Source organism: Cellulomonas sp., from assembly GCF_035634735.1.
Taxonomy (GTDB): domain Bacteria; phylum Actinomycetota; class Actinomycetes; order Actinomycetales; family Cellulomonadaceae; genus Cellulomonas.
Genome location: NZ_DASQCJ010000172.1, coordinates 18,163 through 30,260, shown reverse-complemented (window position 1 = coordinate 30,260; position 12,098 = coordinate 18,163). Strand labels below are relative to the sequence as shown.

Here is a 12,098-nt window from a genome sequence, read left to right as displayed (position 1 = left end):
CCCGTCAGCCCGGCAGGCCCGCGGCGTCGATCAGCGTCGCCGCGGCCGCGCGCGCCTGGGCCGCCGCCTCCGGCGTGCCGGCGATCGCCGCGGTGGTCTGCGCCCCCTCGGCGAGGATCGCGAGCTGTGCCGCGAGCGCGGGCGGCCCGCCGGCCTCCGCCACGAGGCCCGCGACGTACTCCTGGAACGCCGCCTTGTGGGCGCGGACGATCTCGGCGACCTCGGGCGAGCACCCGCCGAGCTCGCCGAACGAGTTGATGAAGATGCAGCCGTGGAAGTCGGTCTCGCCGAACCACCCGGCCAGGTGGTCGTAGACGGCCAGCAGACGCTCGCGCGGGGTGCCGGCGGCGTCCACCGCGGCCCGCACGCCGACCTCCCACAGCGCCCCGCGGCGGCGCAGCACCTCGGCGACGATCGCGTCCTTGCCGCCGAACAGCGCGTACAGCCGCTTCAGCGGGACGCCGGCCTCGGTACGGAGCTCGTCCATGCCGACGGCCTGGATGCCGCGCCGGTAGTAGAGCCGGTCGGCCGCGGCGAGCACCCGCTCGCGCAGCTCGTCCGCGGACGGCGCCGGACGGCCCGCCTCCTGCACCTGGCTCATCGCCGCCTCCTCGGGGGTTGCGCGGAAAACGCTCGTTCTCTAGTGTAGGCGACATCGCGGAGAACGACCGTTCCCCGACAGAGGGAGAGGGCAGACCATGCCGTACGTCACCGTGGGCACCGAGAACACCACGTCGATCGACCTCTACTACGAGGACCACGGGACCGGGCAGCCCGTCGTCCTGATCCACGGCTACCCGCTCGACGGGCACTCGTGGGAGAAGCAGTCCGCCGCCCTGCTGGACGCCGGCTACCGCGTCATCACCTACGACCGCCGCGGCTTCGGGCAGTCGAGCCAGCCGACCACCGGGTACGACTACGACACGTTCGCGGCCGACCTGAACACGGTGCTCGAGACGCTCGACCTGCGCGACGCCGTGCTCGTCGGCTTCTCGATGGGCACCGGCGAGGTCGGCCGGTACCTCGGCACCTACGGCTCCGGGCGCGTCGCGAAGGCCGTGTTCCTGGCCTCGCTCGAGCCGTTCCTGCTGCGGACCGACGACAACCCGACCGGCGTCCCCCGCGAGGTGTTCGACGGGATCGTCGAGGCCGTGACGGCCGACCGGTACGCGTACTTCACCAGCTTCTACGCCGACTTCTACAACACCGACGAGAACCTGGGGTCCCGGCTGTCGGAGGAGGCGCTCCGGCACTCCTGGGACGTCGCCGCCGGCTCGTCCTGGTTCGCGTCCAGCGCGGTCGTCCCCTCCTGGCTGACCGACTTCCGCGGCGACCTGCCGACGATCGACGTCCCGACGCTGATCGTGCACGGCACGGCGGACCGGATCCTGCCGATCGACGCCACCGGCCGGCCGTTCCACGCGGCGCTGCCGCAGGCCGAGTACGTCGAGATCGAGGGCGCGCCGCACGGGATGCTGTGGACGCACGCCGCCGAGGTCACCGAGGTCCTGCTGGACTTCCTGAAGCGCTGACCCGGCGCGCCCGCGACGGCGCCGGCACGGCCCGCGCGGCCCGTGTCGGCGCCGTCCGGCATGCTGGAGGGGTGCAGCACCCCGGCGGCCCCGAGACCCGCGGGTACGTCCCGGACGGCCCGCTGGACCTCCGGCTCACGCTGATGCTGGTCCGCCGCGGCGGCCTCGACCCCGCGCTCCGGATCGAGCGCGACGGCACCGTCTGGCACGCGCTGCGCACCGCCGACGGCCCCGCCACCCTGCACCTGCGCCCGGGCCCGGGCGGCGTGGCCGCGTCCGCGTGGGGCCCGGGCGCCGCCCGCGCGCTCGCCGGGCTGCCGGACCTGCTCGGCGCCCGCGACGACCCGCGCACGTTCGACCCCGTCGGCCACCTCGCGCTGGCCGCCGCGCACCACCGGCTGCGCGGGCTGCGCATCCCCCGCACCGGCGACGTGCTGGGCGCGCTGGTGCCGGCGGTGCTGGAGCAGCGGGTGGTCACGGTGGATGCGCACCACGCGTGGCGCTGGCTGCTGCTCCGGCACGGCGAGGTGCCGCCCGGGCCCGCGCCCGCGGGCATGCGGGTGCCGCCGGACGCCCTCGGCTGGCGCCGGGTCCCGGTCTGGGACTGGCGGCGCGCCGGGGTGGACGACCAGCGGTCGTCCACGATCCTGCGGGCCGCTGCCGTCGCGGGGCGGCTGCAGGAGGTGCTGGAGGTGGCCCCGGACGCGCCCGGCGCCGCCGCGGAGGTCCGGCGCCGGCTGGCCACCGTCCCCGGGATCGGGGTGTGGACCGTGGCGGAGACCACCCGGCGCGCGCTCGGCGACGCCGACGCGGTGTCGGTGGGCGACCTGCACCTGCCCCGGCTCGTCGGCACGGCCGTCGCCGGGCGGCGGGTCGAGCAGGAGGAGGTGCTCGAGGTGCTCGCGCCCTGGGCGCCGCACCGCGGCCGGGTGGTGCGGCTGCTCGAGCTCACCGACCGGTCGCGCTCCGGTCGCACCCGGCCGCGCCCGCGGCGCGCGACCCGGCCGGCCTGAGCCGCCGACACCTCCGTCCGGCCCGCGCGCCCGGAATACCGCGCGCCCGGCGACCGCTGCACAATGATCCCGTCCGACCGCTGCACCCCCGAGGGAGTCCCGTGAACCAGCCCCGCATGAACGTCGAGTCGTTCAACCTCGACCACCGGACGGTCGCCGCGCCGTACATCCGGCTGGCCGACACGAAGGTGCTCCCGGCGGGCGACGTCATCAGCAAGTACGACATCCGGTTCGCGCAGCCGAACAAGGCGCACCTGGAGATGCCGGTCGTGCACTCGCTGGAGCACCTGTTCGCCGAGCACTCGCGCAACCACAGCGACCGGGTCGTCGACTTCTCCCCCATGGGCTGCCAGACCGGGTTCTACCTGATCCTGCAGGGCGAGTGGGCCGAGGACGACGTGCAGGCCCTGGTCGCCGACACGCTGCAGGACATCACCGGCGCCGCCGAGGTGCCCGCCGCCAACGAGGTGCAGTGCGGCTGGGGCGCCAACCACACCCTGGAGGGCGCGCAGGGCGCGGCGCGGGAGTTCCTCGCGCACCGCGCCGAGTGGAGCCAGGTGACCGCGTGACCGCGGCGAGCGCCCTGACGACCGCCCTGGCGGGCGTCGACGTCGTCGTCTCGGTGGCGATGCCGGACGAGGCCGCCCCGTTCCTGGACCGGGCGGACGCGGTCGGCGAGCCGGCCACCGTCGGCGGCGCCGAGCACCACGTGCTGACCGTCGCGGGCCGCGACGTGCTGCTGGTCCGGTCCGGGATCGGCCTGGCGAACGCCGCGTCGGCCGCCTCCGCGGCGCTGGTGCTGGTCGCGGCGGCCCGCGGCGGCGCGGCCCCGGCGGCGCTGATCAGCGCCGGCAGCGCGGGCGGCGTCCAGGCCGGCGTGCACGTCGGCGACGTGGTGGTCGGCTCGGAGCACGTCTACACCAACGCCGACGCCCGGGCCTTCGGCTACGCGCTCGGCCAGGTCCCGGGCATGCCCGCGACCTACCACGGGGACCCGGCGCTGCGCGGCGCTGCCCTGGGCGCGGATGCCGGCGACCTCACGGTGCGCGCGGGGCTGATGCTGTCGAGCGACGCGTTCGTCGACGCGACCCTGGTGGGCCCGGTGCGCGAGCAGTTCCCCGGCGGGCTGTCGACCGACATGGAGACGACCGCGCTCGCGCAGGTGGCGCACGTCTACGGCGTGCCGTTCCTCGCCGTGCGCGGCATCTCCGACCTGTGCGGCCCGGCCGGCGCGGACGACTTCCTGACGCACGTGGACGACGCCGCGGAGCGCTCCGCGGCCGTGGTGCTGGCCATGCTCGCCCGGGTGGGCGCGCCCGCCTGACGGCGCCCGGACCGGCCCGCCCGACGACGGCGACCGGCGCGCCGGGGACTCGAGGATCCGCCTCAGCCCCCGGCGCGCCGGCCGCCCTCGTCGGCGGGAGCGCGGTCGCCCGCGCGCCGCCCCGCCGAGCCCCGCCGCGCGCCGCCCCGCCCGGGCCGGTCGCCGCCGAGCTTGGCGTCGTACATCACCTGGTCGGCGTCGTGCAGCAGCTTCTCCGTGGTGTGCGCCCGGTCCGCCACCGCGGCGCCGACGCTGGCGCTGACCCGCGCCCACGCCCCGCCGACGGGCACCGACACCTGGCCCATGTCCTGCACCGCCGCCACGGCGCGCCGCACGGCCGCGGGCGTCCCGGTGACGAGCACGGCGAACTCGTCCCCGCCCAGCCGCGCCACGGCGCCGGGGGACGGCACGAGCTCGCGCAGCCGGTCCGCCACCGCCACCAGCACCCGGTCGCCGACCGCGTGCCCGAAGCTGTCGTTGACGGCCTTGAAGTCGTCCAGGTCGACGTACATGACCGCGACCCCGCGGCGGCCGTCGACCCGCCCGGCCAGCGCCTCGTCCACCAGCCGGTGGAAGTGCGAGCGGTTGACCAGCCCGGTGAGCGCGTCGTGGTCGACCATGTGCGCCAGGCGCTCCTCGAGCGTCTTCTCCTGCGTCACGTCGACCAGCACGCCGTGCAGGCGCGGCCGGCCGTCGCTGTCCCGGCGGAGCACGGCGTCGTCGCGCACCCACACGTCGTAGCCCTCGCTGTGCCGCAGCCGGTAGGTGATGGACGGCAGCTGGCCGCCCTCGCCCAGGCCCTCGCGCAGCGCCTCCTCGTGGAACCGCATCGCGCGGTCGGACGGGTGGATCGCGCGGGTCCACTCCTCGGAGTCGTCCAGCCAGTCCTGGGGCGAGCGGCCGAGCATCCACTCCAGGCGCGGGCTCACGTACTCGAACCGGCCGCCCGGGCCGGGCTCGGCGATGTAGACCACGGCCGGCACGTGCTCGACCAGGAGCCGGTAGTGCAGCTCGGCCGCCGCGAGCTCGTCGGCCAGCCGCTTGCGCTCGGTGATGTCCTGGACCATGCCGATGGCGTAGTCCGGGCGCCCGGCGGCGTCCCGCACCAGCGAGACGGTCAGGTCCACCCAGAGCGTCGTGCCGTCCTTGCGGACGAACCGCTTCTGCATGGCGAAGCTGTCGGCCTCGCCGTCGCCGTCCACCATCGCCCGGAACAGCCGGTCGTTCTCGGCCTGGTCCTCGGGGACCGTGTAGTCCGCGAACGGCATCGTCGCGAACTCCTCGGTCGAGTAGCCGAGCAGCTGGCGCAGGGTGTCGTTCGTGAGCGGGGTGCGGCCGTCGAGCTGCACCAGGCCGATGCCGACCGGTGCCGCCTCGATGAGCGTCTCGAGCTGCCGCAGCCGCTGGGACTGCCGCGCGAGGAGCACCGGCAGGTCCTCCGCCGCGGGGGCGCCGCCCGCCTCGACGCGGCGCCGGCGGCGCGGGAGGCCCGGGACCCGCCCGGCGCCCTCGGCCGCCGACGCGGGCGACCGGGGCGTGAGGCCGTCGAGCGGGAACGAGCCGTCCCGGGTCAGCGCCGCCAGGGCCCCGCGCAGCACCCGGGCGCCCTCGTCGGCCTCCCACTCCTGCGACCCTGCGCCGTCCACGTCCCGATCCTCGCTGTTGCACGTGCCGACCCGGCGAGCGTGCCGGGTACCTGCACGTGTCATCGGCGTCCCCGCAGGTCATCTGAGGGTCCGACCGGGTGGACCGCGGCGGCGGGCGGGTGACTTCTCAGACCTCCGAGGACCCCAGGTCGGGGCCGGCGGCGAACGCCACGCGCGCCGCGGCGGCGCCGTGCAGCTCGAGCACCACGACCTCGTTGCCGGCGGCGCGCAGCAGCGGCCCGGGGACGTACAGGGTCGCGGTCGGGCCCGCGCTCCAGTACCGGCCCAGCAGGACGCCGTTCACCCACACCAGCCCCTTGCCCCAGCCGTCGGTGCGCAGGAAGTGGTCGGCGCCCGCGACCGTGTCGAACGTGCCGCGCAGGAACGCCGGACCGGCGACCGGGGTCGCGGCGTCGGCGGCGGGCGCGGCCTCCAGCAGGGCGGCCAGCGCGGGCTCGACACCGTCCAGGCGCAGGGGCGTCACGGACCAGTCCGTGAGCTCCCGGGCCGCGGTGCGCGCGGGGCTGATCAGCCCCTTGGGCTCGCCGATCCGCGGTCCGTAGTTGACCCGGCCCTGGTCCTCGACCAGCAGCGTGAGCTCGCCGGCGCGGGCGGGCAGCGGGAGCGTCCGGCTGTGCTCGGTCCGGCTCAGCACGCCGACCGGCTCGCCGTCGAGGGCCACGACCGCGCGGTCCCGCACCTCGGCCAGCGTGAGCACGCGGTCCTCGGCCGTCACCGTCGTGCGGTACAGCGTGAACCCGGTCCAGTGGCCGAGCTCGTCGGTGGTCGGCAGGTGGTCGGCGTCGACCGGCTCGCCGAGCGCGGGCAGCGCGTCCGCGAGGGCCAGCCGGCGGTCCAGGTCGACGGTCAGCTCGGGCGCGGCCGCGCGCGGGGCCGGCACCTCGTCCGGGACCGGGGCGTGCCGGGCGATGACCTCGCGCATCGCGAAGTACTTCGCGGTCGGCGTGCCGTCCTCGGCGAGCGGCGCGTCGTAGTCGTAGGAGGTCGTGATGGGCAGGTAGGTGCCCTTGTCGTTGGCGCCGTTGGTGAAGCCGGTGTTCGTGCCGCCGTGGAACATGTAGAGGTTGACCGACGCGCCCGCCGCGAGCAGGTCGTCGAGGTCCTGGGCGTTCGCCTCCGCCGGCGCGACGTGGTGGTGCAGGCCCCAGGAGTCGAACCAGCCGTTCCAGAACTCCATGCACATCAGCGGGCCGGTCGGCTGGTGCCGGCGCAGCAGGGCGAGCCGCTCGGTGGAGCGGGACCCGAACGTCGCGGTCCGGTGCAGCTCGGGCACGCTGCCGCGCTGCTGCATGGCGTCGTCGGCCTGGTCGCAGCTGAGCAGCGGGACGTCGACGCCCCGCTCCCGGGTCAGCTTGATGAGCGCGCGCAGGTACTCGGCGTCGTCGCCGTAGGCGCCGTACTCGTTCTCCACCTGCACGGCGATCACGGAGCCGCCGCGGGTGACCTGGCGCTCGGCGACGAGCGGCAGCAGCTGGTCGTAGTACTCCTCGATGGCGGCGAGGTAGCGCGGCTCGTGCCGGCGCACGCCGACCTCGGGGTCGGCCAGCAGCCAGGCCGGCAGGCCGCCGTTGTCCCACTCGGCGCAGATGTACGGGCCCGGCCGCACGATCGCGTGCAGGCCCTCGGCGGCGGCCAGGTCGAGGAACCGGCCCAGGTCGCGCGGCCCGTCGAGGTCGAACCGCCCGCGCTCGGGGGCGTGGAAGTTCCAGGCGACGTAGGTCTCGATGGTGTTGAGCCCCATGAGCCGCGCCTTGCGGATCCGGTCGGCCCACAGCTCGGGGTGCACCCGGAAGTAGTGCAGGGCACCGGAGATCACCTGGTGCGGGCGGCCGTCGAGGAGGAAGTCGGTCGCGCCGATCTCGAACGTGGGCATGGCGGGGTGCTGCTCCCGGGTCTCGGTGTCGGGGCCGGCGCTGCTCCAGCCCGGCGGGTGCCGGCCGGCGGCGGGGGGACCGCCGCCGGCCGGCCGGCGTCACTTCGCGGTGAAGCCCTGCTCGTTGCCGTAGGCCACGGACTGCTTCTGCCAGTCCGCGAGGCCCTCGGTCAGCGTGGTGGAGCCGACGTACGCCTGGCCCACGGTGTCGTTGAAGATGCTGTTCGCGTAGACCTGGTAGGGCAGGTACTGCCAGCCCTCGACCACGTCGGCCGCGGACTGCGACAGCACCTCGTTGATCTTCTGGCCGCCGAAGTACTCGGACTCCTTGCCCAGGAACTCGTCGGACTCCAGGTCCGCGGTGGTCGCGGGGAAGCCGCCGGCGTCGATGCGGATCTTCGTGCCGTCGCCGTTCGACAGGTAGGTCAGGAAGTCGTAGGCGAGCTCCTTGTTGGGGCTGGCCTCCGTGATCGACAGCGCGGAGCCGCCGTTCTCGGACGACGCGGTCCGGCCCGCCTCCCACTGCGGCAGCGGGGCGACCCGCCACTGACCCGCGGACTGCGTCACGCTGGCCTCGAGGTTGCCGGGCATCCAGGCGCCGATGGCGAGCGAGGCGATCGTGCCGTTGCCCAGGCCCTGGTACCACTCGTCGCTCCACGAGGAGGTCGGGGCGACCAGGTCCTCGTCGAGCAGCTGCTGCCACAGCTCGGCGAACTTCGTCGAGCCCTCGTCGGTGAAGTCGACCGTCACGTCGGTGCCGTCCACCTGGTACGGGTGGCCGCCGGCCTGCCAGATCATCGACGTCGCGAAGCCCGCGTCGCCGGTGTCGTTGGTGATGTAGACGTTCGGGTCGGCCGCGTGCAGCGCCCGGGCGGCGGTGAGGTACTCGTCCCAGGTGGTGGGGACCTGCACGCCGTACTTCTCGAACACCGTGGTGTTGTAGAACAGCGCCATCGGGCCCGAGTCCATCGGCAGGCCGTAGATGCCGTCGCCCTGGTGCACCGCGCTCCACGGGCCGGGGCTGTAGGTGCCGTCCAGGTCGTCCGCGCCGAGGTCGGACAGGTCGGCCAGCGCCTCGCCGATCGCGAACTGCGGCACCGCGTAGTACTCGATCTGCGCGAGGTCCGGCACGCCGGAGCCCGCGGCGACCGCGTTCTGCAGCGCGGTGTACTCGTCGGTGTTGGTGCCGGCGTTCACGACGTCGATCGTGACGTCCGGGTGCTCGTCCATGTACGCCTCGGCGATGGGCTCGACCGTGTTGTCCCAGGCCCAGACCGTCAGCGAGCCGCCGTCGGCCGCGTCGGAGCCGGAACCGGAGTCGGAGCCGCCCGAGGAGCAGGCGGTCAGGGCCAGGGCCAGGGCGCCGGCGACGGCGGCGCCGCGCCAGAGCCGGGAGGGGGTGGTGGTCATGCGGGGTCCTCTCACTTCGTTGTCAGAACGGGACGGACGGGGGTGGGTCGGGACCGCGCGCGACGGGACGGGGCGCACGCGCCCCGGGCTGCCGTCGGGCGCGTCACTCCTTGACGGAGCCGGCGGACAGGCCGGACTGCCAGAACCGCTGCAGCAGCAGGAACGCGGCGATGAGCGGGATGATGGTGAGCAGCGCGCCGGTGAGCACCAGGTTGAAGATCGCCTGGCCGCCCGCGGTGGCCGCCTGCGCGTTCCAGGCGTTCAGCCCGAGCGTCAGCGGGTACCAGTCGGGGTTCTTCAGCATGATCAGCGGCAGGAAGTAGTTGTTCCAGGTCGCGACCATCGTGAACAGCAGCACCGTGACGATGCCGGGGCCGAGCAGCGGCAGGCAGATGCGGCCGAAGGTCCGCAGCTCGCCGGCGCCGTCCATCCGCGCCGCCTCGAGCAGCTCCGTGGGGATGGCCTCGGCCGCGAAGGTCCACATCAGGTAGAGCCCGAACGGCGAGATCAGCGAGGGGATGATGACCGACCACGGGGTGTTGGTCAGGCCCATCTGGCTGAACATGAGGAACGTCGGCACGGCCAGCGCGGTGCCCGGGACGGCGACCGCCCCGATCACGACGGCGAACACCCCGCGCTTGCCGGGGAACTGGAACTTGGCGAGGCCGTAGCCGCCCAGGACCGCCAGGGCCGTCGCGCCGCCGGCGCCCACCACCACGTACAGCAGCGTGTTGCCGAGCCAGCGCAGGAAGATGCCGTCGTCGTAGGTGAGCGTGTCGGCGATGTTGGAGAACAGCGCGAAGTCGCCGCTGAACCACAGGCCGAACGAGTCGAACAGGTCGGACTGGGTCTTGCTCGAGTTGATCAGCAGCCAGGCGAGCGGGATCAGCGCGTAGATCCCGACGATCGCGGTCAGCACGGTCAGCAGGACGCTGCGGCGCGGCTTGTCCGCGCTGTACCGGCGGCGCGGCGTGCGCAGCCGGGGGCCCGCCGGGCGGCGGGGGGACGCGGCCGGCGCGGGGGCCGGGACGGAGGTGGTCGTCATCGGGCTCACGCCTCCTTGCGCATGCCGCGCAGCTGGACGACGTAGGCGACGATCATCGTGAGGACGCCCATGATGATCGCGACCGTCGCCGAGTAGTTGTACTGCTGGCCGGAGAAGGACAGCGAGTAGGCGTACAGGTTCGGGGTGAAGGACGTCGTGATCGCGTTCGGCGCGAGGCTCTGCAGGATGCTCGGCTCGTTGAAGAGCTGGAAGCTGCCGATGATCGAGAAGATCGTCGCGATGACCAGGGCGCCGCGGATGGCGGGGATCTTGATGGACCGCACGACCTGCCACTGGCTGGCCCCGTCGAGCTCGGCCGCCTCGTACAGCGAGGCGGGGACGACCCGGAGCGCCGAGTAGAAGATCAGCATGTTGTACCCGACGAAGCTCCAGGTCACGATGTTGCCGATCGACGCGAGCACCAGGTCGGGCGACAGCGGGTTCGGCAGCTGCACGCCGAGCAGGTCGTTGATGTTGCCGACCAGGCCGAACCGGGTGCCGTACATGAACCCCCACATCAGCGCGGCGACGACGGCGGGCACGGCGTACGGCAGGAAGATCGAGATCCGGAAGAAGCTCTTGCCGTAGAGCCGGCCGCTGTCGACCGCGAGGGCCACGAGCAGCGCGAGGCCGAGCATGATCGGCACCTGCACGACGAGGAACCCGCCGACGCGGCCGACGGCCGCCCAGAACTGCGGGTCGGTGAACGCCCGCTGGTAGTTCTCCAGGCCGACGAACGAGTTGCCGCCCACCAGCTGCTTGCGGAACAGGCTGAGGTAGATCGAGTACGCGATCGGGGCGAGGAAGACGAGGGCGAACACGGCCATGAACGGGCCGACGAAGCCCCAGCCGGCCCACCGGCCGCGTCGCGTGCGCCGGCGGGTGGCGGCACGGGGTACCGCGGTCGCCGGCACCGGGACGTTCTGGGTCGTCACAGCGAGCCACTCCTTCGGGGGTCGGGGCGCCGGTCGATGTTGACGTCAACATCCGGCGGCGCGGGCGACACGTTGCCACGCGGTCGGGAAGGGTGTCAACACGGCGCGGGTCCCGGATGGCGACGTCACCATCCGCATGACGACGCGTCAGGGGGCTCCGACGCACGGCGACGCGGCCCGTGCGCCCGGCGCGCGCGCACCGCCCCGGTGCGCCGACGCCGGCGTCCCGGATGATGACGTCACCATGTGGCTATCATCGCGGCATGACTGAGACCGTCCAGGCGCCGGGCCGCGGCCGCTCCGGCCCGTCGATCGCCGACGTCGCCCAGCTCGCCGGGGTCTCGTCGCAGACGGTGTCCCGGGTCTCGACCGGCGCCGAGAACGTCCGGCCGGCGACGCGCGAGCGCGTCCTCGCCGCGATGGACGAGCTCGGCTACTCCCCCAACCACGCCGCGCGCGCCCTGCGGTACGGCAGCTTCGGCACGATCGGCGTGATCGCCCACCGGCTCGCCCGCACCGGCGAGTCCCGGACGGTCGAGGCGGTGGTGGAGGCCGCCCGCGCCGAGGGCTACACGGTCAGCCTGGTGGACGTGCAGAGCCCCTCGTCGGACGACGTCACCGCGGCGGCGGCGCGGCTCTCGCACCAGTCGATCGACGGGCTCGTCATCATCCGCGCGGAGACGGCCACGCCGGCGAGCCTCGCGGTCCCGCCGCGCATGCCCGTCGTCGTCTCCGACTCCCGGTTCGTCGGCCACCACCCGGCGGTCGCGGCGGACCAGGTGACCGGGACGCACCTCGCCGTGCAGCACCTCCTCGACCTCGGCCACCGGACGGTGCACCACCTCGCCGGCCCGGCGGACTCCGCGCCCGCCGAGATCCGCGTCGACACCTGGCGCGAGCACCTGGTGGGGTCCGCCCGCCCGGTGCCCGCGGTCGTGCGGGGCGACTGGAGCGCCCGGTCCGGGTACGAGCAGGGGCGGCTGCTGGCCGCCGACCCCGACGTGACGGCGGTGTTCTGCGCGAACGACGAGATGGCGGCGGGGCTCGTCCGCGCGCTGTACGAGCAGGGCCGGCGCGTGCCGGAGGACATCTCCGTGGTGGGCTTCGACGACATCCCGCTCACGGAGTTCCTCTGGCCGCCGCTCACCACCGTGCAGCAGGACTTCCACCTGATCGGCAGCCGGCTGGTCGACCTGCTGCTCCGGCAGATCCGCGACCGCGAGACGCTGACCGACTCGCGGATCGTGGTGCCGACCCGGCTGGTGGTGCGCGCGAGCACGGCCGCGCCGCGGGGCTGAG

Annotated in this window: 11 protein-coding genes; 5 read left to right on the top strand and 6 right to left on the bottom strand. The window is 74.4% G+C overall.

Going from position 1 to position 12,098, the window contains the following annotated elements:
- Positions 1 to 4 precede the first annotated feature (4 nt).
- On the bottom strand, positions 5 to 601 hold the full coding sequence (locus VER05_RS14385) for a TetR/AcrR family transcriptional regulator (protein ID WP_324846019.1): 597 nt from the start codon (positions 599 to 601) through the stop codon (positions 5 to 7).
- 97 nt (positions 602 to 698) lie between these two features.
- Between VER05_RS14385 and VER05_RS14380 the strand changes: the two genes are divergently transcribed.
- The 4 genes from VER05_RS14380 (at position 699) to mtnN (ending at position 3,869) form a co-directional block, all read left to right on the top strand.
- Entirely contained in the window at positions 699 to 1,532 is an 834-nt protein-coding gene (locus VER05_RS14380; protein ID WP_324846018.1) for an alpha/beta hydrolase, read from the top strand.
- Positions 1,533 to 1,603: 71 nt separating this feature from the next.
- Positions 1,604 to 2,545 carry a DNA-3-methyladenine glycosylase 2 family protein gene (locus VER05_RS14375; RefSeq protein WP_324846017.1) on the top strand — a complete coding sequence of 314 codons (942 nt, stop codon included), beginning with the start codon at positions 1,604 to 1,606 and terminating at the stop codon, positions 2,543 to 2,545.
- A 116-nt stretch (positions 2,546 to 2,661) separates the two neighbouring features.
- Positions 2,662 to 3,114 carry an S-ribosylhomocysteine lyase gene (locus VER05_RS14370; protein ID WP_324846032.1) on the top strand — a complete coding sequence of 151 codons (453 nt, stop codon included), beginning with the start codon at positions 2,662 to 2,664 and terminating at the stop codon, positions 3,112 to 3,114.
- Entirely contained in the window at positions 3,111 to 3,869 is a 759-nt protein-coding gene (gene mtnN / locus VER05_RS14365; RefSeq protein WP_324846016.1) for a 5'-methylthioadenosine/S-adenosylhomocysteine nucleosidase, read from the top strand. The genes VER05_RS14370 and mtnN overlap by 4 nt, the downstream gene beginning before the upstream one ends.
- 62 nt (positions 3,870 to 3,931) lie before the next feature.
- On the opposite strand, the gene VER05_RS14360 is transcribed toward mtnN, so the two are convergent.
- From VER05_RS14360 to VER05_RS14340, 5 genes are all read right to left on the bottom strand, one after another.
- Complete coding sequence (locus VER05_RS14360; RefSeq protein ID WP_324846015.1) at positions 3,932 to 5,515, bottom strand: diguanylate cyclase domain-containing protein; 1,584 nt, start codon at positions 5,513 to 5,515, stop codon at positions 3,932 to 3,934.
- A 127-nt stretch (positions 5,516 to 5,642) separates the two neighbouring features.
- Complete coding sequence (locus tag VER05_RS14355; protein WP_324846014.1) at positions 5,643 to 7,409, bottom strand: beta-galactosidase family protein; 1,767 nt, start codon at positions 7,407 to 7,409, stop codon at positions 5,643 to 5,645.
- 99 nt (positions 7,410 to 7,508) lie between these two features.
- Entirely contained in the window at positions 7,509 to 8,819 is a 1,311-nt protein-coding gene (locus tag VER05_RS14350) for a sugar ABC transporter substrate-binding protein (RefSeq protein WP_324846013.1), read from the bottom strand.
- 103 nt (positions 8,820 to 8,922) lie between these two features.
- A complete protein-coding gene (locus tag VER05_RS14345) occupies positions 8,923 to 9,864 on the bottom strand; it encodes a carbohydrate ABC transporter permease (protein ID WP_324846012.1) in 942 nt (313 codons plus the stop codon).
- A 5-nt stretch (positions 9,865 to 9,869) separates the two neighbouring features.
- A complete protein-coding gene (locus tag VER05_RS14340) occupies positions 9,870 to 10,799 on the bottom strand; it encodes a sugar ABC transporter permease (protein ID WP_324846011.1) in 930 nt (309 codons plus the stop codon).
- 263 nt (positions 10,800 to 11,062) lie between these two features.
- Here VER05_RS14340 and VER05_RS14335 point away from each other — a divergent pair, with 263 nt between their 5' ends.
- On the top strand, positions 11,063 to 12,097 hold the full coding sequence (locus VER05_RS14335) for a LacI family DNA-binding transcriptional regulator (protein WP_324846010.1): 1,035 nt from the start codon (positions 11,063 to 11,065) through the stop codon (positions 12,095 to 12,097).
- Position 12,098 lies beyond the last annotated feature (1 nt).

Bases quoted from the DNA above. Each gene is read 5' to 3' on its own strand.
- VER05_RS14385 (WP_324846019.1), bottom strand. From the start codon at position 601: ATGAGCCAGGTGCAGGAGGCGGGCCGTCCGGCGCCGTCCGCGGACGAG.
- VER05_RS14380 (WP_324846018.1), top strand. From the start codon at position 699: ATGCCGTACGTCACCGTGGGCACCGAGAACACCACGTCGATCGACCTC.
- VER05_RS14370 (WP_324846032.1), top strand. From the start codon at position 2,662: ATGAACGTCGAGTCGTTCAACCTCGACCACCGGACGGTCGCCGCGCCG.
- VER05_RS14355 (WP_324846014.1), bottom strand. From the start codon at position 7,409: ATGCCCACGTTCGAGATCGGCGCGACCGACTTCCTCCTCGACGGCCGC.
- VER05_RS14350 (WP_324846013.1), bottom strand. From the start codon at position 8,819: ATGACCACCACCCCCTCCCGGCTCTGGCGCGGCGCCGCCGTCGCCGGC.
- VER05_RS14345 (WP_324846012.1), bottom strand. From the start codon at position 9,864: ATGACGACCACCTCCGTCCCGGCCCCCGCGCCGGCCGCGTCCCCCCGC.
- VER05_RS14335 (WP_324846010.1), top strand. From the start codon at position 11,063: ATGACTGAGACCGTCCAGGCGCCGGGCCGCGGCCGCTCCGGCCCGTCG.